Annotated in this window: 21 protein-coding genes and 2 pseudogenes; 7 read left to right on the forward strand and 16 right to left on the reverse strand. The window is 44.2% G+C overall.

Annotated features, from left to right (window positions below; genetic code table 11):
• The first annotated feature begins 127 nt into the window (after positions 1–127).
• Both BN1765_RS00590 and bshB2 read left to right on the forward strand, forming a co-directional pair.
• On the forward strand, positions 128–475 hold the full coding sequence (locus tag BN1765_RS00590) for a YojF family protein (RefSeq protein ID WP_050613392.1): 348 nt from the start codon (positions 128–130) through the stop codon (positions 473–475).
• Between the two features lie 26 nt (positions 476–501).
• Positions 502–1,173, forward strand: coding sequence for a bacillithiol biosynthesis deacetylase BshB2 (bshB2, locus tag BN1765_RS00595; protein ID WP_050613393.1), 672 nt, complete (start codon positions 502–504; stop codon positions 1,171–1,173).
• Positions 1,174–1,379: 206 nt separating this feature from the next.
• Here the strand turns inward: bshB2 and BN1765_RS00600 are convergent, their stop codons facing one another.
• From BN1765_RS00600 to BN1765_RS00610, 3 genes are all read right to left on the reverse strand, one after another.
• Complete coding sequence (locus tag BN1765_RS00600; protein ID WP_050613394.1) at positions 1,380–2,432, reverse strand: PQQ-dependent sugar dehydrogenase; 1,053 nt, start codon at positions 2,430–2,432, stop codon at positions 1,380–1,382.
• A 79-nt stretch (positions 2,433–2,511) separates the two neighbouring features.
• On the reverse strand, positions 2,512–3,375 hold the full coding sequence (locus BN1765_RS00605; protein ID WP_050613395.1) for a Cof-type HAD-IIB family hydrolase: 864 nt from the start codon (positions 3,373–3,375) through the stop codon (positions 2,512–2,514).
• Between the two features lie 43 nt (positions 3,376–3,418).
• The gene (locus BN1765_RS00610) at positions 3,419–4,315 is read right to left on the reverse strand and encodes an aldo/keto reductase (protein ID WP_050613396.1); all 897 of its coding nucleotides are present in this window, start codon (positions 4,313–4,315) and stop codon (positions 3,419–3,421) included.
• 255 nt (positions 4,316–4,570) lie between these two features.
• Between BN1765_RS00610 and BN1765_RS00615 the strand changes: the two genes are divergently transcribed.
• Positions 4,571–5,929: a YjiH family protein gene (locus BN1765_RS00615; RefSeq protein WP_050613397.1), complete on the forward strand. Its 1,359-nt coding sequence runs from the start codon at positions 4,571–4,573 to the stop codon at positions 5,927–5,929.
• 31 nt (positions 5,930–5,960) lie between these two features.
• Here BN1765_RS00615 and BN1765_RS00620 read toward each other — a convergent pair.
• Positions 5,961–6,294 (reverse strand): annotated as a pseudogene (locus BN1765_RS00620) (DUF6176 family protein).
• A 99-nt stretch (positions 6,295–6,393) separates the two neighbouring features.
• Positions 6,394–7,488 (reverse strand): PRK06851 family protein, encoded by a 1,095-nt coding sequence (locus tag BN1765_RS00625; protein WP_050613398.1) that lies wholly within the window; start codon positions 7,486–7,488, stop codon positions 6,394–6,396.
• 177 nt (positions 7,489–7,665) lie between these two features.
• Between BN1765_RS00625 and BN1765_RS00630 the strand changes: the two genes are divergently transcribed.
• A complete protein-coding gene (locus BN1765_RS00630; protein WP_050613399.1) occupies positions 7,666–8,490 on the forward strand; it encodes a YitT family protein in 825 nt (274 codons plus the stop codon).
• A gap of 449 nt (positions 8,491–8,939) precedes the next feature.
• Positions 8,940–9,188 (forward strand): annotated as a pseudogene (gsiB, locus tag BN1765_RS00635) (glucose starvation-inducible protein GsiB); the annotation flags it as partial.
• Between the two features lie 215 nt (positions 9,189–9,403).
• On the opposite strand, the gene ybaK reads toward gsiB, so the two are convergent.
• Together ybaK and BN1765_RS00645 are read right to left on the reverse strand one after the other, a co-directional pair.
• Positions 9,404–9,880: a Cys-tRNA(Pro) deacylase gene (ybaK, locus tag BN1765_RS00640; protein WP_050613401.1), complete on the reverse strand. Its 477-nt coding sequence runs from the start codon at positions 9,878–9,880 to the stop codon at positions 9,404–9,406.
• Positions 9,881–9,894: 14 nt separating this feature from the next.
• Positions 9,895–12,063 carry a DNA topoisomerase III gene (locus tag BN1765_RS00645; protein ID WP_050613402.1) on the reverse strand — a complete coding sequence of 723 codons (2,169 nt, stop codon included), beginning with the start codon at positions 12,061–12,063 and terminating at the stop codon, positions 9,895–9,897.
• A gap of 317 nt (positions 12,064–12,380) precedes the next feature.
• Here BN1765_RS00645 and BN1765_RS00650 point away from each other — a divergent pair, with 317 nt between their 5' ends.
• On the forward strand, positions 12,381–13,928 hold the full coding sequence (locus tag BN1765_RS00650) for an ABC-F family ATP-binding cassette domain-containing protein (RefSeq protein WP_050613403.1): 1,548 nt from the start codon (positions 12,381–12,383) through the stop codon (positions 13,926–13,928).
• 225 nt (positions 13,929–14,153) lie between these two features.
• Here BN1765_RS00650 and BN1765_RS19735 read toward each other — a convergent pair.
• The 8 genes from BN1765_RS19735 to BN1765_RS00695 all read right to left on the reverse strand — a co-directional run bounded on the left by BN1765_RS19735 (position 14,154) and on the right by BN1765_RS00695 (position 22,711).
• Positions 14,154–15,724 (reverse strand): IS3 family transposase gene (locus BN1765_RS19735; protein ID WP_147554128.1). Its coding sequence is split into 2 segments (ribosomal slippage): positions 14,154–15,082 and positions 15,082–15,724, totalling 1,572 coding nucleotides; the frame shifts between segments, so codons are not numbered across the junction.
• A gap of 527 nt (positions 15,725–16,251) precedes the next feature.
• The gene (locus BN1765_RS00665) at positions 16,252–16,638 is read right to left on the reverse strand and encodes a MarR family winged helix-turn-helix transcriptional regulator (protein ID WP_050616637.1); all 387 of its coding nucleotides are present in this window, start codon (positions 16,636–16,638) and stop codon (positions 16,252–16,254) included.
• A 203-nt stretch (positions 16,639–16,841) separates the two neighbouring features.
• The gene (locus BN1765_RS00670) at positions 16,842–17,306 is read right to left on the reverse strand and encodes a CBS domain-containing protein (RefSeq protein ID WP_050613405.1); all 465 of its coding nucleotides are present in this window, start codon (positions 17,304–17,306) and stop codon (positions 16,842–16,844) included.
• Positions 17,307–17,418: 112 nt separating this feature from the next.
• The gene (locus tag BN1765_RS00675; RefSeq protein ID WP_050613406.1) at positions 17,419–18,447 is read right to left on the reverse strand and encodes a LacI family DNA-binding transcriptional regulator; all 1,029 of its coding nucleotides are present in this window, start codon (positions 18,445–18,447) and stop codon (positions 17,419–17,421) included.
• Positions 18,448–18,486: 39 nt separating this feature from the next.
• Complete coding sequence (locus BN1765_RS00680; RefSeq protein WP_050613407.1) at positions 18,487–19,302, reverse strand: carbohydrate ABC transporter permease; 816 nt, start codon at positions 19,300–19,302, stop codon at positions 18,487–18,489.
• On the reverse strand, positions 19,302–20,162 hold the full coding sequence (locus BN1765_RS00685; protein WP_050613408.1) for a carbohydrate ABC transporter permease: 861 nt from the start codon (positions 20,160–20,162) through the stop codon (positions 19,302–19,304). The genes BN1765_RS00680 and BN1765_RS00685 overlap by 1 nt, the downstream gene beginning before the upstream one ends.
• Positions 20,163–20,261: 99 nt before the next feature.
• On the reverse strand, positions 20,262–21,557 hold the full coding sequence (locus tag BN1765_RS00690) for an ABC transporter substrate-binding protein (RefSeq protein ID WP_050613409.1): 1,296 nt from the start codon (positions 21,555–21,557) through the stop codon (positions 20,262–20,264).
• A gap of 434 nt (positions 21,558–21,991) precedes the next feature.
• A complete protein-coding gene (locus BN1765_RS00695; protein ID WP_230199488.1) occupies positions 21,992–22,711 on the reverse strand; it encodes a CBS domain-containing protein in 720 nt (239 codons plus the stop codon).
• Positions 22,712–22,863: 152 nt separating this feature from the next.
• Between BN1765_RS00695 and BN1765_RS00700 the strand changes: the two genes are divergently transcribed.
• Positions 22,864–23,910 (forward strand): lactonase family protein, encoded by a 1,047-nt coding sequence (locus BN1765_RS00700; protein ID WP_050613411.1) that lies wholly within the window; start codon positions 22,864–22,866, stop codon positions 23,908–23,910.
• Positions 23,911–23,946: 36 nt separating this feature from the next.
• Here BN1765_RS00700 and BN1765_RS00705 read toward each other — a convergent pair whose 3' ends face one another.
• A complete protein-coding gene (locus BN1765_RS00705) occupies positions 23,947–25,128 on the reverse strand; it encodes a class I SAM-dependent methyltransferase (RefSeq protein ID WP_230199489.1) in 1,182 nt (393 codons plus the stop codon).
• Positions 25,129–25,197 lie beyond the last annotated feature (69 nt).

The following is a 25,197-nucleotide window of genomic DNA, read 5'->3' on the forward strand; positions in this document are numbered from 1 at the left end:
CCGAGTGTATCTTTTAGCAAAATCCATCGCCATCTAGTAAGATAAAGAAAACCATGCCACAAGCACTACGATTGTTTTTCGTTCAAGTGGCTAAAATAAATCTGTCAATGAAGGAGGAGCTATTCATATGAAACCAATAGACGTATCAGCCGTACAAAAAGCGATTGATTCTTTCCAGCAACAACCTGTCTATATACATTTAGAAACGACCAATGGAGCGTATGCATCCCATTTCGGAGGCGGGAGCTATTCTGCCGGCGCCTATATCCGCAATGCCCAAGTTGAATATTCCCACGGAAAAATCATGGGTGAAGGACCATATAGAGTCGGGCTTAAATTATCAATCGGATGGGTCTATGCTGAAGGTGTCAACCATTTTGAAATCGATGGCCAAAACCGTTTGCTGCTCGCCGGACTGGATGATGAGGGCCGCCTAGCCGTTGCCTTAGAGATTAGTTCAAAACCGTTTAACTAAGGATTATTGAAGGGAGATTTTTTATAATGAATCAAGAAAGTGCAGTACTCGTTGTATTCCCCCATCCCGATGACGAAGCCTTTGGTGTTTCCGGTACCATTGCTACACATACACGGAGAGGGACGCCAGTGACCTATATGTGTTTGACTTTAGGGGAAATGGGAAGAAACCTGGGAAACCCTCCATTTGCCACACGTGAATCACTTCCGCTAATCCGCAAAAAAGAACTTCAAGATGCCGCGAAAATCATGGGCATCCAAGATCTTCGCATGATGGGCATCCGGGATAAAACAGTAGAGTTCGAGAGCGAAGAATACCTTGTCAACATGATTTCCTCCGCAATCAATGAACTGAATCCCTCACTGGTTATTTCCTTCTACCCTGGCTATAGCGTCCATCCGGACCACGAAGCTACAGGAAGAGCGGTTGCCGCGGCATTGGGAAGAATGGATAAAGAAAAACGCCCTGTATTCCATGCCGTTGCCTTTGCCCATAATTCGTTGGAAGATTTAGGGAAACCCGATGTGGTCAATGATGTCAGCGATATGCAGGATGTAAAAATGGCAGCCATTAAAGCGCATAGCTCGCAAACCCAACTAATGACCGCGCAATGGGAAGAGCTGCTCCTCAAAAAGGATCCAGATTTATTGAAAAGGCTGCAAATCGAAGAATTCTGGACTTATCCAGTCGAAGGGTAATTTTTTTAAAGCTACATTGTATAAAAAGAAAACAAGCGGGGTATACTCTTTATATGTTTAACTTTCCAAAGTATCCCCCCCTTTTTGGAACCGCCTGTATGGGCGGTTTTTTTTCGTCCATCCGCTGCTTGGATAGAGAGGCCAATTATGCACTGCCACAAAAAAACAGAGAATTCCCGTGGAAAATCTCTGTTCTGTAGGCTCCTTTACTGGATGTCCAAGCTAAATAGGCCGTCATCGCCGGGGGCAGGGGTACCCCTGCCATCCGTATTATTCGTAATAAAATAAAGCGTATTTCCTTCTATATAGACATCGCGGATACGGCCTTTCCCTTTCACAGCATCTTTCCATTTGCCTGTACGGATTTCATACTGTTTAACCGATTCGCCGCGCAACGAAGCTATATACAAAAAGCCTTGATGGTAAGCAACCCCAGCAGGCGCCCATGTCTCTTCACCGGAGTGAATAATAGGGCGTTGGAGGCCGGGAGATTGCTCGCTGCCGCTAATCAACGGCCAACCATAATTCTTGCCTGCCTGAATGATATTGATTTCATCATGTGCTGCTGAACCATGTTCGCTGCTATACAGATTGCCTTGGCCATCCCAAGCAAGCCCTTGTGGATTCCGGTGGCCGTAACTATAAATGGACGAATGTGGGAAAGGATTTCCGGCAGGGATTCCGCCTGCCAGATCCACCCGCAGAATTTTCCCATTTAAGGAGCCCCTATCTTGCGCACGTTCTTCCTGAAGCGCATCGCCTGTCGTAATATATAAGCAGCCGTCAGGACCCAGTTTCAGGCGGCCCCCGTGATGAAACTGGCCGCTGGGGATACGGTCAAGCAGTGTCTCTTGCTCCTGCCATTTTTCCTGCTGCTTCTGGAGGACGACCACACGGTTTGCAGATATGCCATCACGGTCATACGTATAATAACCGTACGCCTTCTGCGATTGCCGGAAGTCCGGAAACAATTCAAAACCAAGGAAACCGGATTCAGGTTGGGTGGACAGCTTTTCCTTCAGCTCCAACTGCTTCCGGGTGACCACACCATCTTTTATTTCCGCAACTGATCCGGACCGCTCGCTGATATAAAATGTATCTCCTTCTTTTGTAATCGACCAAGGAGTATGCAAATCTGCAGCCAACCTTGTAGTCGGCACGTCTTTCTTTAGAGGGCCACTTCCTTCTTCAGACGGTTTCTCTTGACAAGCGGCCAATAGGACCAGGAAAACCGATAAAAAGACAATCCATAGACGCACTACAAACAACCCCTTCACCCATGCAAATTGGTTCTGGTTGCCGACTGCCCGGATGGATCCCTTATTGGGACCGGAAACTTTATTGTTCAGCGATTGCCTTCAAGATGGCATGAGCGACACCATCTTTATCATTAGGCAACGTCACTTCATCGCAGATTTCTTTGATTTCGCTTATGGCGTTGCCCATGGCAACCGCTTTGCCCGCTTTCTTGAACATTGACACATCATTGAAGCTATCTCCAATCGCCATTGTTTCACTTAACGAAATATTGCGTGCTGCAACAAACTTTTCCAATGCGATTCCTTTTTGTGCCTCAAGGCTTGTAATTTCAAGATTTTCTTTACCGGAAGAACTCACGGCCAGAGAGGTGCTGTCACTGATGGTCTTTCCACAGCCAGTCAATGTATCGAGCTCGCCGGAAAAAGCAAGGAATTTATAGAACTCTAAATCTTCCCGTTCGAATAATTCCTTATAGCTGTCGACCGCATGAATATAGCCTGATTCAAACCGTTCTGTGGCCTTCATGGCTACAAAAGCCGGATCAAGGTCTGGGAATGCCGATACCATGATGTCCACGATTGTGGCAACGGAGTGTCCCTTGCTGCAGGAGAATGTTCCTTCATTTGTAAATACCTCATAGAAAATGCCCGCTTCATCAAGAATAGCAGCAGCCGTTCTCACATCTTCCATCTTCATTGGATTAGAGGTTACCACCTTGCCGTCCTCTCCCCAAACGACTGCGCCATTGATTGAGATGACTGGACAGTTAAGATTGGCCTCATTCAATACATGGCGGGCTTCCACATAGGAACGGCCAGTAGCGATGACTACTTCTATTCCCATCTCTTGCGCTTTTTCAATCGCTTCCTTATTGGATTGGCTAATCTTATCTTCTCTATTCAATAATGTTCCATCCATATCACTTGCAATACACTTTATCACACAGAGCACTTCCTTCTCTTTTCATTTCTGTTGGGCCTGCTGTTCAATCTACAGGCTTTCCTCTTGAAGCAACCCACAATTCATACCACTGTTCTTTTGTCATCTTCAATTGCAGGGCCCCGACAGCCGCGCGGATGCGCTTTACTTTCCCTGAACCGACGATTGGCATGATTTTGCCTGGATGCTTCAGCAGCCATGCATACAGCACTTGATCCATATTTTCTGTGCCCATTTCGGCCGCTGTTTTCTTTAATGCCTTCTGGACACGCAAGGTTTGGGCATCTTCACCGGTAAATATCCGTCCTCCCGCAAGCGGCGACCATGCCATCACAGGCATTCTTTTTTCTATAGCCTGGTCCAATGTTCCATTCTCGAACTGGTCACGCACGAGCAATGACACCTCAACCTGATTGGTGATCAGTGGTTCGTCCAAATAAGATTGCAGCATATTAAGCTGCGAAGGCGTATAGTTGGAAACTCCGAAACTTCTTACTTTTCCTGCCCGCTTCAGCTCAGAAAAGGCTGCGGCGACTTCTTCAGGGTCCGTAAGTACATCCGGACGATGGATTAATACAGCATCCAGATAATCTGTATGTAAATTGAGCAAAGAGGCTTCTACGCTCTCTATAATATGCTTCTTGCTGGAATCATAATGATTGATGCCTACCCCTTCCTTGCTGGTCAACTTGATGCCGCATTTAGTGACAATTTCAATCGAATCCCTGAGGCTCGGCTTCAAAGCCAATGCTTGCCCAAACAAAGATTCACAAGTATATTGCCCGTAGATATCGGCAGTGTCCATGGTTGTCACGCCCATTTCCAGGCATTCTTCCAACACACGCAGAATTTGTTGGCTGCCATATTGCCAGTCAGCCATTCGCCAATGGCCATGAATAATGCGTGAAAACTGCAGATCCTCAGTCAGTTGCACTCTCTCCATCTTCTCCACTCCTTCATAGTTGGCGTACAGTAATCTAATTTCCCCTATATTATACACATTTCCCTATGGGTTTTCTAAATCCATTAGGCCAGCCGCTGCACAATAAAATGCCACGCCATTAATTAAAAAGTATAAAACTGCCACATTTTATGCATAAAACATTGATAATTAACCATGGAAAAAATAATTATTATACAGTAAAATGAATATATATAAAAAATCAAACATATTTACAATAACAATAGAGGTGAAAAAATGATCGCATCCATAAGAAAATATTTACAGTCATCCATCCTCCTATTTCTTGTTCCATCTCTTATTGGTGTAGTGTTATTTATGACTCCCATCCCTTATGGAGGTGAGATAACCATCCCTATCGCCATTCTGGCAGGAGGATTAAAAACATTTTTAGGAGATAGCATCCCTTATATAATGACATTCATTATTGTTTTAACCTCTATATTCACGATAGCGGCAAAGACAATGGACATCGCGTTTATCAAGAAGAGCGCTTTTTTCACTTCTCTCTTTGATGTCAATATAGCATGGACACTTGCACGTATTCTTGGCGCTGTCTTCGCTGTCATGACACTTGCGAAGATCGGCCCGGAGTGGATTTGGTCTGAAGATACAGGCGGGACTGTCCTTTTCAGTCTATTGCCGACACTGTTTGCTGTTTTTCTCTTTGCCGGCCTGTTGTTGCCTTTACTATTGAATTTCGGGCTGTTGGAAATGTTCGGAGCCTTGTTCACCAAAATCATGCGCCCCATTTTCAAGCTGCCAGGACGCTCTTCCGTCAACTGTGCGGCATCATGGTTAGGTGATGGTACAATCGGTATCCTGCTGACAAGCAAGCAATACGAAGAAGGATTTTATACGAAAAGAGAAGCAGCTATTATCGGTACTTCTTTTTCTGTTGTAAGCATCACTTTTAGCCTGGTCATCATTTCTCAGGTGAACCTTGGCCATATGTTCATTCCTTATTATTTAACAGTCTTAATAGCTGGATTGGTTGCAGCCATCATCATGCCGAGAATTCCGCCGCTATCACGCATGGAAGACACACATATTGATGGCACCCCTGCCAACGAAGACAGCGAGATGATTCCTGAAGGATATACTCCTTTCACTTGGGGAACTAAGTTGGCTGTTGAGCGTGCTGCCCAAAATAAAGGGATGAAAGAGTTTCTCGTTGACGGAGGCCGGAATGTGCTTGACCTATGGATGGGCGTCGCACCGATTGTCATGGCCATGGGGACTTTGGCATTGATTGTCGCTACCTATACGCCTGTTTTTCAATGGCTGGGCATGCCATTCATTCCGCTCCTTGAATTATTGCAATTGCCGGAAGCAGCGGAAGCATCACAGACCATCCTGATCGGTTTTGCTGATATGTTCCTTCCATCTGTCTTGGCAACTGGCATCGAAAGCGAGCTGACCCGGTTTGTCATTGCCGCACTATCGGTGACTCAATTGATCTACATGTCTGAAGTAGGCGGACTGCTTCTTGGATCGAAAATACCGGTTAAGATGAAAGATCTTATGATCATTTTCCTGTTGCGGACAATCATTACGTTGCCGGTTATCGTATTAATCGCCAACCTGATCTTCTAAATAAAAAAAACGGGCAATCCGCCCGTTTTTTTTATGTCATGGAAGCGAGAACCTTTTCCTGTATCATGCTGACTGCTGTCTGCAAGTCCACCGGCTCCGTGTCCGAGTCGATGCATTCTTCCCAAAAAGCCAGATGCTGCTTGTCTATCTCATGATGGGAATCCTCAACCGCCAGTCCGCCTTCCCCTTGGACTGAATACCAATACAGATACTCATCTTCGCCCTGCCTTTCCCGGAATATGGTTTTTTTCATCTTGGAGTGTAAGCAGGACCGAAGGCATCTGGTCATTCAGCAGTTTCATCCACCGATCGACCGCTTCGGATTTTCCTTTTTTCACTTTAAATCTTGTCAATTCCACTTGAATAGCCATCGCCCCATCCCTTCAGGAAAAAAAGAGCTTCATCCTGGAAGATGGAGCCCTTTCCTTTTGGCTGTTCCTGAGCAACTTTACCTTAAAATGCATTCAGCTCATTGCCATTTCTTGAATAATGCCGACCAAGCTGTCTTCGATTTCCTTCACTTTTGTAAAATCCATCGCTTTCACATACAGAGCCTCAAGCTCATCGTGGCGTTTTTTGGCTTTTGCCAGGTGGGCGGTGGCTTCATCCATCTTTCTACGATAGCGCTTTGCCACATGCTCAATATCCGTTCTATAATCTTCATCAGTCCCCGCTTCTATGCATCTTTCATAGACATCGACGATTTCGTCTCCGTCCCTATCCGGAAAGTACTCATGCGGAGAGGTGCTATCAAATATAGCGAATCCAAGATCTCTGACGATGACCATATCCAAACTGTTAGGGTCGAAGCCGCAATGGTATATTTCTACATCATATCCGCGCTGCTCCGCTTCTGCGCCGATGGCTTTCAGCATCGTCGATTTGCCCGAGCCTGGACGACCTTTTATAAAATAGCGGCGTTCCACATCCGCTGTCAAATTCGGTACATAGTCGATTGCTCCACTTGGCGTAGCCGCTCCGAGAAAACGGTGCCTTACATCAGCGATCCTTTCTTTCCGCTGGTCGCCAAAAAGCATGTGGATTAATTCATCCTTCAATGCATCCGCTTTGCCGAAGTCCATCCGGTCGATAAAAATCGCTTCCCATTCATCATGGATCTTCAACGCTTGGGCGAATGATTCATAGGCATTCTGAAAAGAAAGAGAAATCTGTTCGGTTAGCCATTCGATCTCATCCTTTTTGCCGGCCAAGGCCTCCGCATCCCACGCTTCTCCCAGATTCACATATTGTTCGACCGCACCCGGCAGTTTTGGTTCTATTATGTGCGGAGCCGTGCCATCCACCATGCCAACACGCAGTTCATTGATAATAATGCCGTCCAACGATTCATGATCCGATGAGCAATGCAGCAGTTGGAGCGTATAACCTTGATCTTCAAAAACAGAGGCAATATGTTTCATCAGTGTCGACTTGCCGGTTCCCGGACCGCCTTTAAGTATGAATAATTTCTTCAATCCTTCTAAGTTGGATTCATATAAACTGTGGAATCCGTATGCCGTATTGCCCCCCGCAAAATAGTGGCGTATGCGTTCACTCAAAAAGAAACACTCCTTTTTTGGCAGTAGTCTGTTCACATCCATACTATGCACCTGCCCTTTCGTAGGTGAAAGCCTAGCTTTATGGACCGTTGATGGCATTGCATCCCCTTACAGTTGGGGCTATACTAATTTGATGTGCTTATATATTCAACTACTCTAAGAAGGAAGGGGATTCATATGAAAACATATGCACGCGAGCTCTTCATGATCATGGTGGGCTCCTTCCTATTCGCTATAGCCGTCAACTCATTCATCATAGCCGGCAACCTTGCCGAAGGCGGTGTAACAGGCGTTACCATTGTTCTTTATTACTTATTCCAATGGCCGCCAAGCGTTATGAATCTGCTGATCAACAGTGTTCTTCTCGTGATCGGCTATAAATTTCTCGACCGGAAGACCATTTTGTATACGATTATTTTCATTATCTTCAGTTCTATATTCTTGAGTCTGACAGAGAGCTGGGGTGTCCATACAGATAATGTTTTCATTAATTGTATTTTTGGCGGGATATTTATGGGTGCGGGAATTGGCGTCATTGTACGCGCAGGCGGTACATCCGCCGGATCTACCATTCTTGCCAAGATTGCCAGCAAATATCTGCATTGGAATATCAGCTATGCCCTCCTGTTTTTTGACTTGATTATTGTCATAGGATCCACTTACGTCATTGGGCTGGAAAAAATGCTGGTGACAATTGTCTCCCTATTCATCGCCACTAAGGTGATGGACTATATGATCGAAGGGCTCGATACTAAAAAATCCATCACGATTATATCGGACAAGCACGGCGAAATAGCCAAAGAGGTGTCAGGCAAAATTAACCGGGGCTTGACGATCATTAAGGGGAAAGGCTATTACAGTAATCGCGACCGCGATATTCTCTATGTCGTCATTCGCAAGCAAGAACTGACGTATTTACGGAAAATCGTCGAAGGCATTGATGAGGACGCTTTTATCATCGTCCATGATGTCCGCGATGTTCTGAGTAAAAATTTCATTTGATGAATTAAAAAACAGCTTAAACTGCTTTCATACTCCTTTTAAAAACGGAGAAGCTCCAAGAATAATGTGAGCAACAATTGATACCCGCTCCAAGATGCTCGCTTTCCGCGGGGCGGGCAGTGATCATCCTCGGCGCAAAGCGTCTGTGGGTTCTCACCTGTCCCGCACCTTCCCCTCCTATCAATCAACCTTATGATTAATCACTCACCTTATGTAAAACCAACCACTACTTTAGAAAATAGCCTTATGAAAATTAGGGATTCGATACCTAAAAGGCATCGCTTAAGTTAGGGATCACACCGTAGAAACACGGTGTTTTTCTCGTTTGCCCTTGTGCTCTATTACATATTCATTAAAGGGATGTTACATTCACTAGAAACACGTTTGACAATCGTCAAAACGGCTATATAAACACTATAACAAACAAAACAATAAAGGAGAGATTACTAATGGCAGACAAAATGAGTAGAGAAGAAGCAGGACGTAAAGGCGGAGAAACTACAGCTAAAAACCACGATAAAGAATTCTACCAAGAAATCGGAGAAAAAGGTGGAGAAACTACAGCTAAAAACCACGATAAAGAATTCTACCAAGAAATCGGGGAAAAAGGCGGAGAAGCTACTTCTAAAAACCACGATAAAGAATTCTACCAAGAAATTGGAGAAAAAGGCGGAGAAGCCCGCAGCAAAAACAGAGACTAATCTTTTTGCTGGATATGGCTTCAGATCCCTATCCATGAAAGAGGCCGACTTACGAATTGTCTCGTACAATTCGTTAAGCCGGCCTCTTTTTTATGGAATATTATTTTTAAACCATTCACGAATAGAATGACGGGACTCCTGCATGATCAGATTCCAGTTCCTTTTATCCCATCTAATTGGCGCTTTAGGCTCCCACCGGTCAACGTTTTACCTTATTTGATCAGCTCAACGAAGTCCGCACCTGTCACTTCAGCCAGCAGAGCCGGCTTCAATTCAATTTGTGTGCCTATTTTTCCGCCGCTCACAATGATGGTGTCATGCGTTTCGGCAGCCACTTCGATAAAGGTAGGATACTTTTTGGTCATACCGACAGGTGAACATCCGCCACGGATATAGCCCGTAAGCTTTTGAATGTCTTTCACCGCTATCATTTCAATCTTTTTTTCCTTTGCGACAGAAGCTGCTTTTTTTAAATCCAGCTCTTCTGCAACTGGAATGACATATACATACACTTGCTTGCTTGTTCCCTGGGCAACCAGGGTTTTATAGACTATTGCCGGATCCCTGCCTACCTTCTCTGCAACAGAGACGCCGTCAATCTTGCCGTCTCCCGCTTCATACGTATGCATCTCATATGGAATTTTTCCTGCATCAAGTATGCGCATGGCATTTGTTTTTCCTTTAGCCATTTTGCCCGAACCTCCTACTTATCAAATTTCAGTTTAGCTAATGCATCAGCCAATGCTGTATTGATTGGTTCATCCTTGTTCTGTTTTTTCATGTATTGTGAAACATCCCGCTTATTGGCAGCTTTCGAATTGCCTTTTTTGCGGCGGTTTTGGAAAGCGCTCATCTTCTCGCGATGGCCGCATTTACATACAAAAATCTGGCCTTCCCCTTCTCCGCGCAGCTCTAATTTCTTATGGCATACCGGACAGCGTGCATTCGTCAATGTACTGATCCGTTTGCGGTGACCGCATTCCCGGTCCTGGCATACCAGCATTTTCCCTTTTTTACCGTTCACTTCAAGCATCAATTTGCCGCAATCAGGGCAATGCTTGCCGGTAATATTGTCGTGCTTGAATTTTTCCTTGCTGTTTTTGACAGTATGCACCGCTTTCTTGGCATAGTCTTTCATTTCCGCCACAAATGCATTCTTATTCAGTTTTCCTTTAGCGATGGCATCAAGCTTTTGCTCCCATTGGGCTGTAAGTGCCGGTGATTTCAATTCTTCGGGAACCAATTCCAATAGCTGCTTGCCCTTGGAAGTCATGTAAATGCTTTTTTCTCTTTTCTCAATCAAGAAGGAGTTGAAAAGTTTCTCAATAATATCCGCCCGCGTAGCGACTGTGCCCAATCCGCCTGTTTGGCCGATGGTTTTCACCAAATCCTTACTTTCGCCATTCATGTATTTCACTGGGTTTTCCATTGCAGACAAAAGCGTACCTTCGGTAAAGCGTTCCGGCGGTTTTGTTTCCCCATGTGTCAATGAAACCGAATCAACCGCAAATGTATCTCCCTGTTTCACCAATGGCAATGACGCCTCAGCTGAATCACCATGGTCATACAGCTCCTTCCAGCCGGCTCGAAGTACACGCTGCCCCTTAGCAACAAATGTTTCTTCGGCAATACTGGCTGTAATGCTTGTCTGTTCATACTCATACGGCGGCATGAAGACAGCCAGGAACCGTTTGACGATCAAATCATACACTTTCACTTCTTTATCGCTCATTTTCGGAAAGAAAGCGGATTGCTCGGTAGGAACGATCGCATGGTGATCTGAAACCTTGCTGTTATCGACAAATGACTTGCTTGTCTTAATTGGCTGGCGGAGAATCTTGGATGCCCATTGTGCATACGGCTTAATAGATACTGCCTCCAGGCGCTCTTTCAGCGTCCCAACCATGTCGGTCGTCAAATGCTTCGAGTCGGTCCGCGGATATGTTACTACTTTATATTGTTCATAGAGCCGTTGGGTAATAGACAGCGTTTCTTTAGCGGAATACCCGAATATGTTATTGCAGTCACGCTGTAGCTCTGTTAAATCATATAAACTATTGGCATACGTTTTTTTATTTGTCTTTTTGACTTCAACAATCTTTCCTTTTTGATGGCTGATTTTCTTTTGGAGGCTTTCCGCATAATTTTCATCAAATGTGCGTGCCTCATTATTTTTGCTGTCTCTCCATGTCAGTGAAAGGCCATTGTCCGTTTTAACCTTCAAGCCGTAATAGGACTTAGGCTTAAACGTTTTGATTTCCTCTTCCCGGCGGGCGATCATAGCCAGTGTCGGCGTCTGTACCCGTCCACAGGACAATTGGGCATTATGCTTTGTTGTCAGAGCTCTTGTAGCATTCATTCCGACAAGCCAATCCGCTTCTGCTCTGGCCTGTGCTGACGCATACAGATTCTCATACTCCTTGCCGTTCTTCAGACGCTGGAAGCCTTGTTTAATCGCCTGGTCTGTTACCGAAGAAATCCATAAACGCTTTACAGGCTTCTTCACATTCGCTTTCTCAAGGATCCATCTGGCCACCAATTCCCCTTCACGGCCAGCATCCGTTGCGATAACCACATCACTGACATCCTTGCGGTTCAACTGTGATTTCACGGCCTGGAACTGCTTGCCCGTCTTCTTGATGACAACGAGCTTCAATGATTTCGGAAGCATCGGAAGATCTTCCATTTTCCATGATTTATACCGATCATCATACGCTTCTGGTTCCGCCAATGTCACTAGATGGCCGAGTGCCCAAGTGACGATATATTGTTTCCCTTCTAAATATCCATTGCCTTTTTGCTGGCAACCGAGCACTTTTGCTATATCTCTACCCACGGAGGGTTTCTCTGCTAATACTAACGTTTTACTCACGCATTACATTCCCTTCATATTCAGTGAAACGTCCACCGCCTTCATCTTACCCTCGGCGATTGGCCCGTTCCTGGCTGGTCTTTGTTTTTCCTACGTTCTTGCCGGTTGGCATGGGAAAACTCTATTAGCAACAGTATCTCACAAATCATTTATGAAATGAAGGATAGCGAATGGCCATCTGAAAACACGCCATCTTTCTTAGCCGATAGAGATCTCTTTTCCTTTTGATATAATGGCTTTAATCGCTTTACAGGGTTTTACATTCTCGAATACAATAGGAAGAACGTGAGTATGAAAATTTCAGGAGTTGACTATATATGAGTTTATTGGCAGTAGAAGGCCTGAGCCACAGCTTTGGCGACAGAATGCTATTTAAGAATGTTTCTTTCCAATTAAATAACGAACATGTCGGATTGGTCGGCGCTAACGGTGTCGGCAAATCGACCATGATGAATATCATTACCGGACAAATGATTTACGATACCGGCAAAGTCCAATGGACACCCGGCGTAGAGTATGGTTATCTCGATCAACATACAAATCTGACTCCCGGCAAAACAATCCGCAATGTCCTGCAGGAAGCTTTTGCCCACCTGTTTGACGTAGAGGCGGAACTGAATGAAGTAACAGCGAAAATGGGCGAAGCAACTCCCGAAGAGCTTGAAGAATTGCTGGAGCGCATGGCCGAGCTGCAAGACCAATTGGATGCAGGCGGTTTCTATTCACTTGACCTTAAAATTGAAGATGCTGCACGCGGTCTGGGGCTGGATGCCATCGGACTTGAGCGCGATGTAGCTGCACTAAGCGGCGGCCAGCGCACCAAGGTATTATTGGCGAAACTGCTCCTTGAACAGCCGCAGGTCCTTCTTTTGGACGAGCCTACCAACTATTTGGATGAAGAACATATCACATGGCTGTCCAAATACTTGAAAGAGTACCCGCATGCGTTTATCCTGATTTCCCATGATACGGAATTCATGAATGCATCAACGGATGTCATTTTCCATTTGGAATTCGCCAAGCTGACACGCTACACAGCAACGTACGAAAAATTCCTGGAGCTGGCTGAATTGCACAAAAACCAGCACATAAATGCCTATGAAAAACAACAGGAATTCATTAAGAAGCAAGAAGATTTCATCGCCAAAAATAAAGCCCGTTACTCGACAACCGGACGCGCCAAAAGCCGCCAGAAGCAACTGGACCGGATGGAACGGATCGACCGTCCTGAAACAGCAATAAAACCAACGTTCGAATTTAAGGAAACGCGCGCAAGCAGCCGCTGGGTATTCGAAGGAAAGGATTTCCAAATAGGATATGACCATCCCCTGCTTCCCCATAAATTAAACATGACAATCGAACGCGGCGAGAAAATTGCCATTGTCGGCTGCAATGGCGTCGGTAAATCAACGCTTCTGAAAACAATCCTTGGCGTGATTCCGCCGCTCAGCGGAAAAGTGGTAAAAGGCGATTTCTTGTATCCGATTTACTTTGAGCAAGAAGTAAAAGCGGACAACAGCACACCGATCGATGTCGTGTGGAATGCATACCCAAGTATGGAACAAGCCCAAGTGCGGGCCGCTTTGGCGCGCTGCGGTTTGAAGAACGAACACATCTCCCGCCCGATGAACCAGCTAAGCGGAGGAGAACAAGCAAAAGTCCGCCTCTGCAAGCTGCTGATGGAAGAAAGCAACTGGGTCCTATTCGATGAGCCAACCAACCACTTAGACGTAACTGCAAAAGAAGAACTAAAACGCGCACTAGCCGCCTACAAAGGCACCGTCCTACTCGTCTCCCACGAACCAGACTTCTACCAAGACTGGGTAACAAAAACCTGGAACGTAGAACAATGGGCGAATGAATAAAGAAAAGCGGAAGACCTCCGTTTAGCTCCGTACAAACTGGAGTGTTTCTCTTCGAAATAAAGGAAACACGGTGAGGAACGAACCGATGTTGACTTATTGAAGAGAGAAACGCGAAGTTTGCTAGGAGCTGGAGGTCTGCAGCTGGATCGAGAAAAGCGGAAGTGACCGTTTAGGGACGTATGAACTGCTCCCTGTCAAGTAGACAGCCGAAATAACAAAAATGCTTTAAGCGGCTTGAGCCCTAAATTCTAATGGGCTTAAGCCGTTTAATCGTTTTTGAAAACGGTCATTATTATAAAAATCTATGTATTCATCAATCGCTTTTTGTAACGCTTCATACGTCTTATATGTATGTAGATAATATTTTTCACATTTTAATGTGCCCCAGAACGATTCCATGGGTCCGTTGTCGATGCATTTCCCTACCCGTGACATACTATGTGTTAATTTGGCTTTAGTGATGATTTCCTTGAACCCATGCGATGTGTATTGATAGCCACGATCACTATGAATCAAAGGCTTTTCTTCTTTTAACGATGAGATTGCTTGATTAAGTGTATCAAATACTAATGGGTTATTATTCGAATGGCTTAATACATAGCTGACAATGGAGCCGTCATAAAGGTCCAAAATGGCACTTAAATAAGCCTTTTGTGACTGGCCATACTTGAGTTCTGTCACGTCCGTTACCCATTTTTCATTCGGTTTGTCAGCTGTAAATTCCCGATTCAGCCTATTTTCAGCTAAGTGCTGGGCAGGCGAAGACACATACCGTTTTCGTTTTCGGCGGATGACCGACTTTAACCCCCTTATATTCATAAGGCGGTATATGCGTTTCACATTCACCTTTGGTTTGTTTTCAGCTTGGCGTTTCCGATTGATGTTTAAGGCTACTCGACGGTATCCATAAATGCCATTTACCTGTGTATAGATCGCTTGGATTTCTTCCAGGATTGAACGGTTTTCTGTCTCTCGTTTGGAAGGGGAACGCTGAAGCCATTTGTAATAAGCTGCGCGCGAAACGCCCGCAATCTCACATAATAAAAGAATAGGGAGATGGTCTTTCTCGTGTAATTCTTGAATCGCTTGATAGTGGATTTTGTGGCGAATCTTCGCTAACGACGCCTCCTTTCGATTTCCTCTAACTTTTTTAAGAATAGATTTTCTGCCCGCAAGCGTTCGTTTTCCTTTTCTAATCGTCTCATCTGTAATCTCATTTTTTCATCAGGTGTTAATTCAGCTTCGCTCTTTGTCCGACCGCGTTTATCTCTTAATCCTTCTTTGCCTTCTTCTTCAAACTTCTTTGTCCAACTATACACTTGGTAATAAGACACCTGATGGATTTCAGCTGTTAACTGATAGTCTTTCTGGTGGCTTAGACAATAAGAAACGATATCAAGTCGTTCCTGTAAGGTTGTTTTTCTTCCCTTAGTCATAGATTGGCTCATTCCTTTACCCGAATCTTTTAATTCACTATGACTAGTATACTGTTTAATCCATCTCCTTAAAACTGACTCACTGGTAATTCCATATTTGGCGATCACCTGCGCCAACGAACAGCCTCCATCTAAATAGGCTTGCACGGCTGCCATTTTTAATTCTTTTGGATACCGGGTCCATGTAGTCGCTTCCTTAAGGGCTTCTTCTCCAAACGTTTCATATCTGATCTTCCAACGTTTAATTGTTTTGTGTGATACTTGAAATTGCCTACTCAGTTCACGTAAAGAAGTATGGCCTTGGCTTAATAGATCAAGAACCGTTAATTTCAATTCATATGGGTGCTTACTTCGTGCCATAAAAATACTCCCCTTAGCTAAACAGATTTAGTTTTTTTATCTGTCTACCTAATGGGGAGCATATCAGTACAAACTGGAGTACATTTCTTTGAGATAAAGGAAACACGGCGAGGTTACGAGCCGATGTTGACTTATCGTAGAAGAAAGGTGCGAAGTTTGCTAGTCCCTGGTCACTGCAGCTAGATCAAGAAAAGCGGAAACGGTCGTTTAGCTCCGTACAAACTGGAGCGTTTCTCTTTGAGAAAAAGTGAAACTTTGCTCAGTGGTTCTTCTGAGCATTAGTTGAACCATTCGGGTTTTAAGGGACAGTTAATCTTCTTGACCTATCTTTCCTTACTGTCCCTTAAAACGGGATAAAGGAAACACGGTGAGGTACGTACAAAAATAAATACCATACCCCCTCCACACTTTTCTTCATAGCACATATAGAACCCCCTTCCGGGAAACCGGAAGGGGGTTCTTGTGATTAAAACCTGCATTTATGTTTAATCAATAAATCTCCATACTGAGATATACACAAAAAATTTTTACTTCTTTAAGCCTATTTTTTTAAGCAAAATGATGAGTTCTTCCACTTGTTCTTCGCTCAGATCGCCAAATATGTCCTCGATCACTTCCGTGTGTTTCGGGAATACATCTTCCATGAATGCCCGCCCTTTTTCTGTGATGCTGGCGAAGATCACTCGACGGTCTGTAGGGCATGCTTTACGGACAACATATTCCTTTTTCTCCAGCTTGTCGACCACGTAGGTAATGGAGCTGCTCGCAAGCAGAATTTTCTTTCCTATATGCTGTATAGGCTGGTCACCCTTATGGTATAAAAGCTCCAATACGGAAAATTCTGTGGGGTTTAATCCATACTGGTTCATATCATTTTTTATTTTATCCTGGACTGTCTGAGATGAACGCATCATGACAATTAATGCTTTCAACGATAATTCTGTACGTTTCACGATGGTACACTCCTTTTTTCATATGCATCCACTTTAATTATCTCGAATATGAGATGATATTATTCTAAATAATTTTGCATGTCAATCGTTTTGGCCGCAAATCGCCTATAATCTAAAAGAGAGCGGTGATATTCCGCTCTCTTCACATATGTATCGCTATACTATTAAAGATTTTCGATAATGCCTTGGTAAATCATGCGCAACACATCCCCGCGGGAGATCACTCCAATCACCTTTTCGTTCTCATCGATTACCGGAATTTTCTTAAAGTGATGCTTAGAAATGGTTGCTACCACCTCATTTAAATCATCGTCCGGAGAAAGTGTTATGATTTTTCGGTTCGCGAGGATTGTCTCTACTGTTTCATTCATGCGTTCGGATACCGTTGTATCTAATTTCTTTTCCGGAATATATGTAATCATTGTAAAGAAATCATAAACAGATTGCTTCTGAGGCGCTAAGTGGCGAAGGATATCGCCATCACTGACCATTCCGACCAATGTCCCGTTGGCATCTACGACCGGCATGCCGCCTATTTTGCAATCAATCATTTTTTTCAGCAGGTCCTTTAGCGTCATATCGAGATGAGCGCAAACAACATCCTTGATCATAAAATCTTTGACAAACATCCTAATCACCCTCCTTACCTATAGTATACCCTTAATTATGATGCAGAGGCGCCCTAGTAACAAAACATTCAATTTCTTATTCCCTCGGGCTCCTCCACCTAAACTTCCCTGATTATTCCCGGCAAAAAGGAGTACATGAATCTCTAATGATCAAATCAGCCGGAATAATAATACGCTTGACTGGAGTAGCCGGGTTTTTAATCTGATCGATTAAGCAACCGGTTGCCTCATAACCAAGCTGGAAGATATGGATATCGACGGAAGTCAAAGCTGGCCGGGAATGCTCGGATAAGCTATGGTTATTGAATGATATGATGGATACATCGTCTGGCACTTGGATGCCACTTGCTTCAAGAAGGGAAATCATTTCATAGGCTGTCAAATCATCCTGGACCACCAATGCAGTGGGCGCTTTATCCTGTGAAAGAAAAAGATTCATCAGATCCTCTCTCTTCCTCTTCATCTCTTCATTATGGATGATATACCGCGAGTCTACTTCGATGCCTGCTTCCTTCAAAGCATCCTTATATCCCTGCAGCCGATCGATTGTCACCACAAATTCAAGGCTCCCCCCGATAAAACCTATGCGCCGATGCCCAAGCTTGATCAAGTGGGAAGTGATTTTTTTGGTAGTATCAATATTATCATTATCCACAAATGTGATACGGTTGCTTTTTTTATAAGGGCGGCCTATGACCGTCAACGGAATAGTAGCGCCCTCTAAATAGGTCATCAGTTTATCATTTTTCCTGGAATAGAGCATCAAGATGCCATCGACCCGTTTGCCCTGAACCATCGCCACTACTTCCTCATACATATGCTCTTCAGTTGCACTCGTGGATAAATACAAGCCGTACTTCTTCTCACTGGCATAGATGGAAATGCCCCGCAGCACTTCAGAGAAAAAAGGATTGCCGAAAGAGTGGTACGCCGAGTTGGGCATGATGATTCCGATTGTCTGCGTGTTACGCCCAGCCAAGCTCTGCGCCTGGAAATTCGGATAATAGCCCATGCGGTCCATCACTTCTCTTACCTTCTGTTTCGTAGCCTCGCTGATGGCAGGGCTGTCCTTCAACACTCTCGAAACCGTCGAAGTGGCCACATTTGCCTCTCTGGCTACATCCTTGATCGTAATGTCCATTGTGTCCTCCTCTAAAAACAAAAGCTTATTCTATATCTATTATTTTACGGAACCTTCTGAAACCCCTTTAATTATTTCGCGCTGCGCAAAAAAGTAGGCGATGATGACAGGGATGCTCGCCAATGTCAAGCCAGCTAAAGCCAAGTGCCATTGCTTGGTGTACTCTCCAAAGAAGAAAAACATCCGCAGTGGAATAGTTTCCATGCCCTCCTGGTTAATGACAAGCGACGGCAAGAGATAATCATTCCAGATCCAAATGGTATTCAGAATGGCCACCGTGACCGTAATCGGCTTCAGCATTGGAAAAATAATATACCAAAAAACCTGGAATTTATTGCAGCCGTCGATTGTCGCTGCTTCATCCAGCGCTCTCGGTATTCCAGAAAGCACCCCGTGGTAAAGGAAAATGGACAAACTGCACCCGAAGCCCAGATACATAAAGATAATGCCCGGCCTGTTCAGCATATCGAATTTACCGAACAAGGAAATCAAGGGAATCATCACAGATTGGAAGGGAATCAGCATAGCGCCCACGAATAGCATGAATAAAAAAGCGCTCATCTTTCCTTTATTCCTTGAAAGGGCATAAGCCGCCATCGATGAAAAAATAATGATCACCGCAACAGATATGACTGTAATCAAAACAGAGTTAAAAAAAGTCCTCAGGAAATCCAATTCACGGAAAGCTTCGATGTAATTATCCAGATTGAAGCTCTCCGGCCATTTTAATGTATTGCCGAATATCTCTCTTTTTGTCTTGAATGAATTGATGATCAATAGATAAAAAGGCGACAGCCAAATCAATGCCAGTATGATTCCGATGATTTCAAGAGGCAATCTGTATTTTCTGCCCATTACATCTCTACCTCCCTTTTCTTATTGAAGTACACTTGGACCAGTGAAATGATGGCAACAAAGATGAAAAAGACAACTGCTTTAGCCGACGCATAAGCCATTTGGCTTTCACCGAATGCCGTCTTGAAAATTTCCATTGCAACCATCTGGGTGGAATCGAACGGACCGCCGCCGGTAAGCGACAAATTCTGGTCATAAAGCTTGAAAGAATTCGAGAGTGTCAGGAACATGCTTACCGTGAAAGCCGGTGCGACCAAAGGAAACATGATATAACGAAAACGTTGGAAGCGGTTCGCTCCGTCTATCTCTGCTGCTTCCAGCAATTCCTTCGGTAAGCCTTCCAAGTGGGCAATATAGATGACCATGATATAACCGGCCATCTGCCAGCTCATTAAGATGGCCAAGCCCCAAAACCCTGTTTTTGTTGTCGACAGCCATCCTTGCAGCTGCTCCATTCCAATCAAATCCCCTATTCCGGAAAACACTTTTATAAAAATGAATTGCCAAATGAAGCCGAGAATCAAGCCTCCAATCAAATTCGGCATAAAGAAAATAGTGCGAAGCAGCTTACTTGTTTTGATTTTTGAAGTAACTAGCAATGCCAATCCCAAACCGATGGCGTTGATCAAAATGATAGAAACAATCGAGAACAGCACCGTAAATTTAAGGGAAGCCAAAAATTCCTTATCTTCCAGAATATCTATGTAATTTTTAAAGCCGATGAACTGGCCGACCTCTATTCCATTCCAATCAGTAAACGAATAATAGATCCCATACATCAAAGGTATAAGTACGACCAATGTCAATGCGATTAAAACAGGAGCCAGGAACAACCAATATGATAGGCTGCGTGTGCGCATTCCAATTTCCCTCCCCAATAGTTCTCTGACTAAATAATTATCCGTAAAGTGAATGGAAGCAAAGCTACAGATTCTGCCGGCGCTTTGCTTCCATTCTTATTATTTAGAACGGTCTTCTTTCCAAGATTTCTTGGATTCTTTAATAACGTCATCCCACTTTGATTCTTTACTTAAGTATTTTTGTATATTGACTCCTAGCTTATTCTCTCCCCAGCCAGTCGGATAGCCCATGAATGTCCAGCCGATTGTTTTGCCGGTTGTTGCGTATTGGTAAACAGCTTTGGAAATTGGATCGGTGATTTTGGAGGCATCATAACCTTCATAGGCCGGTATGAATTTAAAATCATTCAGGACAAACTCTTTCCCTTCATCAGATGTATAGAGCCAATCCAGGAATTTCTTCGCTTCTTTTACTTCTTTCTTATCCTTATTGCTGTTGACTCCCCAGTACATCGGGATTCCGACCGGTACGCTATCTTCTTTATAGCCTTGGACCGGAATCGGCAGAAGACCGACCTTTTCTTCAGCAAACTTTTGGTCGATACTTGCGATAGAGCCGTAGACCCAGTTACCTTGCTGGATGACAGCCACTTTTCCTAAAGAGAAAAGCTCTTCCACTTGCTGAGAGTAATCCAGTGAGACCGTTGGCTGTACGGAATAATCATTCTGTAAATCTAGTATCTTTTTAAAAGCATCTCCATATTTGAAGCTGACTTCTTTGGACTTGTAGGCGTCCAGAACATTATGATCAAACTCAGGTGCTAGGAATGCATTCGATAAATGAAGGCCCGTTACCCATTTTTCTTTGCCTGGCAAAGCGAAAACCGCTTTTAATCCCAATTCTTTTTTCTTGGAATCAATCATTTTCACTGCATTTTCCAGACTGTTAAAGTCTTTGATACTGTCAGGCTGGATGCCCGCTTTTTCAAAAACCTCTTTATTGTATAAGAAGCCGTATCCTTCTTGGTTGAAAGGCAGGCCAAGCACCTTGCCGCCGGTTGATACACCGTCCAAAGAACCTTTCAAAGCTTTTGAAGCAGCTTTCGTATCGGATAGGTCAGCCAATTTGTTTTTCCAGTCTTCCACATCCTGTGGGCCGCCTATATTATATATGGTCGGTTCCTTTCCTGAGGCGAACTTTGATTTAAGCGCAGCGCCATAATCCTGCCCGCCGCCAACAGTTGTGATGTTGATTTTCACGTTTGGATGTTCATCCTGGTATTTCTTCGCTACTTTTTGGAATTGGTCTTTAAATTCGACTTTAAATTGAAACACATCAAGCGTAATCTGATCTTTAGTGCCGGATGAGCTTTTAGAAGACGAACAGCTTGCCAATGACATTGCAACAAGCAACAAGACCGAAAACATAACTGCAAAAAAACGTTTCTTACCCATTACATTCCCCACCTATCTATATGTTTTAAGGAAAACGTTTGCACAACTGGATAGCATGATATTGATCCTCTTATTCTGCATTACAAGTCTATGAATAATAGCTAGAGAACGGAGAGAATCTTATTAATGAACCAAACAGTGAAAACGTTTGCATAATCACAGGATTAATATACCATGTATGTTTATTTTTAACAATACAGAATCAAAAATTATCCTTTGCTTTCGCTAAAGGATGTTATGTGCCATATAACTTCAAGGATACTATGTATGAAAGACTTTTTCGCAAGCTTCGTTGACTATATGCAAATAGGAAGCAACGTTTGATATCCGCCCACCAGAAGCTCCCTTTCTGGTGGGCGTTTTAGCATCATGAGCTCCTAACGCAAGTCACCCTTCAGTTGATTCCAATCTTATCTGAATCAATCCCAGGTCACCTATTCGCTGATTTCCGCTTCCAGCAGGTCCCAGGAGGTGATGATCCCGTTTGGTTTTTCACCAGGGTCTCCTGATCGGGTAATCAGGACGCCTGAAAGTTTCCGGTTCTTTTTCTGGTATTCTTCATATATATCCTCCACTTCAAAAACAGTGGCGTTCTGAGAAACAAATGTGATATTGCGTTTGTGTTTTGTGCTGTAAAGCTCGCGGATTTTCACCCGGTTCAATTCTCTTTTATCTTCATCGAAATGGTCGGCAAGATACTTTACGATTTCCGACGCAGTCAATAACCAGCTGTATTCTTCCTTCGCATTGTAAATGGGAAAAGTGGAATGAGATTGTTTTTTGATGATGTCCAGCACGTCTTTAAGCTGGTCGCTCTCATAAAAGAAATAGACGGGTTTGGTCGAGATTGTCAAGGCCAATGGCGGTTTTTCAAACTCATCGGCAATCGATTCAATTTTCTCGACGATATCTTTGTGGGGTTCCGCAATATAATAGTCTTGATCGATTTTCTCATGCACCATGGCATTCCGGAGCTTTGCGAACTGGCATAAATCAGGTTCATAATATCGGATGAACCCATGGGATTTCCCCTTGTATACTAAGTCTGTGAATTTATCGCTTCTTGCCCCCCGGACGGTCTTAAGCAGGGCTTTATGGATTCTATTAAATGCTGTTTCGAACCGTTCTGACCGGTTCATAGACTCTACTGCCATCTTCATCGCTCTCCTACGGCATATTTTGTAATCACTATTCCCATGTTTGTAAATTCATTAAACATACCGTGAGCAAATAGGGTATATAGATAAAGAGTTTTATGTAAAAATGAAACTATACGATATAGAACATAGACTTGGAGGGATTTTTCATGACCGTTTACAGAGGTTATGTGGGAACGTACACAAAAGGTGACAGCAAAGGCATTTATACCTTCACATTGGACACCGAAAAGAAAAGCTTAAGCGGGGTAGAGCTGGCGGCAGAGGTTGAGAATCCTACTTATGTCAATCTAAGCAAAGACCAGCACACATTATATGCAACTGCTAAAAAAGGCGAGCTGGGGGGTGTGGCCGCCTACAGCATCCAGAAGGACCAGCCACAGTTGCAATTGAAAAACATCCAGTTATCAGAAGGTTCCTCACCTTGTTATGTAGCTGCAAGCGAGGACCATACGCATGTAATAGCCGGTTATTATCACCGCGGCACTGTGGAAGCATTGCCTGTCATTGAAGGCGAGCTGCAGGCTGCTTCTTCCACCGCTCAGCATACCGGCAATGGCCCGGATCCTGACAGACAGGAAAAAGCCCATGTCCACTTTACTGATTTTACTCCGGATGGCAAGTTCATTGTGGCGGTCGACCTTGGAATCGACCAAATCAAAACATATAAGCTTGAAAACCATCAATTAGTAGAAGAGCATACATTAGCGGTCAAACCAGGAAGTGGCCCTAGACATATTGCATTCCATCCGAACGGAAAGTATGCCTATGTCATGACTGAACTAAGCAACGAAGTGATTGTCCTTGATTATAATCAAGAAGATGGAAGCTTCTCCATTAAACAATATATCAAAGCGATTCCAGAGGACTTTACTGAAAACAGCCAAGGCAGCGCCATTCATCTAAGCTCTGATGGCCGATTTGTATATGCCGGCAACCGGGGCCATGACAGCATTGCCATCTTTTCAGTGGACCCTGCTACCGGCGAGTTGCAGCTGGTCGAATTCGTTTCAACGGAAGGCAGTTGGCCGCGCGATTTCGAGCTCGACCCAAGCAAACAATTCATCGTGGCGTCCAACCAGGAATCCCATAACCTGGTTCTTTATGAGCGTAATCCAGAAACCGGTTTGCTCACTCTGATTTCAGCGGATACAGAAGTTCCTTACCCTGTATGTGTTAAATTCTTGGCTAAATGAGCCTGACTGCCAAAAAGCTAGCTTCCACATGGAAAGCTAGCTTTTTTTGGCCACTAATGTATAGGTTTTCGGCAAGCCGATATCATGTATTTTATGGTTTGGTTCTTCTTCAAGGATTGTAATCCTCATGCCCGAACTGCCGACACTGGTGATGATTTCGCCCAATGTCCATTTACGGTGAACCGTCTCTTTCAATTCTTCCTGGACCCCATCCGGCATATGCTTAGAGAATGCCACGTGCTGATAGGTCAAATTAGCGTCAAAATAATTCCCGGTGACTTTATGCTTTTTGCCCGTAGAAGTGATCAGCTTTGTGGAAATTGGATGGAACTCATGCAGAATATAAGACCCTTCTTCAGCAAGGAGTGCTTTAATCCGTTCCATCAATGGCTCCAATGTAATGAAATAATGAAGGACACCAAGCTCCATCAAAATATAATCAAAGCGTTCCGCCAGCATATCTTCATCCAGCGAAAAGACATCAGATGTGATATATCTCACCGACACGTTGGCATTCTTCGCCAACTCCTCCGCAAATGCGGCATTTTCCTTTGAAAAATCAACCACCGTCACATCTGCTCCCAACAGAGCCATAGCCGTTGCTTTCACACCGTTCGACCCCAACAAATGGAGCACTTTCTTCCCTTTCAGATCCTTCATATACGGATAAAAAGGGAATAACCGCCATTCCGGGTTAGCCTTGATTTTACCGGCAAGCTCTGCTGGTTCTCCGTAACGGGCCAATAAAGCCTGGTAGTTATTCTGGTTCCACGCTTCTTCATTCACTTGGGTGAACGTACGCTGTTTTTCCTGCAGCTGTTCCTGGATGAACTGCTTATGCCCAAGGAAATCAGACCCATATAAATACGCATATAATGACCGGCAATAAACGTTTTGACCGCCAATCTCCATCTCAATACGATACGGATCTGTCCGGACAGTGGTATTAAATCTGCAGGATATAATGATGTCCTGCTCCTCCCATCGGATGCCAAAAGAAGCTTTAGATGGTGTTTTTTGCGTAGCTGAATTCATCGCTTGAGCGAACTGTTTTTCGCATGCCGCGAACAGATCCCACTGGACGCTGACTTCAAGCGCTTCGTAAGGCGTATTGATTCCTTGCACGATCATAGCGGCTTCTTCTAGCCATGTATAGGGAACGCCCGCTTCCTCCAAATGGCGCGACAACGTACAAATCGAATGCAAAGCATCCTTCATATCCCTTCAACCCCTTTCCTGGATGAAGACTGAATAGACGACTTCCCTGTCTTCCAGCCTCTCTGATGT

This window comes from Bacillus testis, assembly GCF_001243895.1.
GTDB lineage: Bacteria > Bacillota > Bacilli > Bacillales > DSM-1321 > Bacillus_AD > Bacillus_AD testis.

What these genes read in the sequence shown, in the direction of transcription:
- BN1765_RS00690 (WP_050613409.1), bottom strand. Translation starts at nt 21,557, where the DNA reads ATGGGTAAGAAACGTTTTTTTGCAGTTATGTTTTCGGTCTTGTTGCTT.
- BN1765_RS00705 (WP_230199489.1), bottom strand. Translation starts at nt 25,128, where the DNA reads ATGAAGGATGCTTTGCATTCGATTTGTACGTTGTCGCGCCATTTGGAG.
- BN1765_RS00650 (WP_050613403.1), top strand. Translation starts at nt 12,381, where the DNA reads ATGAGTTTATTGGCAGTAGAAGGCCTGAGCCACAGCTTTGGCGACAGA.
- bshB2 (WP_050613393.1), top strand. Translation starts at nt 502, where the DNA reads ATGAATCAAGAAAGTGCAGTACTCGTTGTATTCCCCCATCCCGATGAC.
- BN1765_RS00615 (WP_050613397.1), top strand. Translation starts at nt 4,571, where the DNA reads ATGATCGCATCCATAAGAAAATATTTACAGTCATCCATCCTCCTATTT.
- BN1765_RS00590 (WP_050613392.1), top strand. Translation starts at nt 128, where the DNA reads ATGAAACCAATAGACGTATCAGCCGTACAAAAAGCGATTGATTCTTTC.
- BN1765_RS00695 (WP_230199488.1), bottom strand. Translation starts at nt 22,711, where the DNA reads ATGGCAGTAGAGTCTATGAACCGGTCAGAACGGTTCGAAACAGCATTT.
- BN1765_RS00665 (WP_050616637.1), bottom strand. Translation starts at nt 16,638, where the DNA reads ATGATGCGTTCATCTCAGACAGTCCAGGATAAAATAAAAAATGATATG.
- BN1765_RS00610 (WP_050613396.1), bottom strand. Translation starts at nt 4,315, where the DNA reads ATGGAGAGAGTGCAACTGACTGAGGATCTGCAGTTTTCACGCATTATT.
- BN1765_RS00630 (WP_050613399.1), top strand. Translation starts at nt 7,666, where the DNA reads ATGAAAACATATGCACGCGAGCTCTTCATGATCATGGTGGGCTCCTTC.
- BN1765_RS00675 (WP_050613406.1), bottom strand. Translation starts at nt 18,447, where the DNA reads ATGGACATTACGATCAAGGATGTAGCCAGAGAGGCAAATGTGGCCACT.
- BN1765_RS00670 (WP_050613405.1), bottom strand. Translation starts at nt 17,306, where the DNA reads ATGTTTGTCAAAGATTTTATGATCAAGGATGTTGTTTGCGCTCATCTC.
- BN1765_RS00680 (WP_050613407.1), bottom strand. Translation starts at nt 19,302, where the DNA reads ATGGGCAGAAAATACAGATTGCCTCTTGAAATCATCGGAATCATACTG.
- BN1765_RS00700 (WP_050613411.1), top strand. Translation starts at nt 22,864, where the DNA reads ATGACCGTTTACAGAGGTTATGTGGGAACGTACACAAAAGGTGACAGC.
- ybaK (WP_050613401.1), bottom strand. Translation starts at nt 9,880, where the DNA reads ATGGCTAAAGGAAAAACAAATGCCATGCGCATACTTGATGCAGGAAAA.
- BN1765_RS00685 (WP_050613408.1), bottom strand. Translation starts at nt 20,162, where the DNA reads ATGCGCACACGCAGCCTATCATATTGGTTGTTCCTGGCTCCTGTTTTA.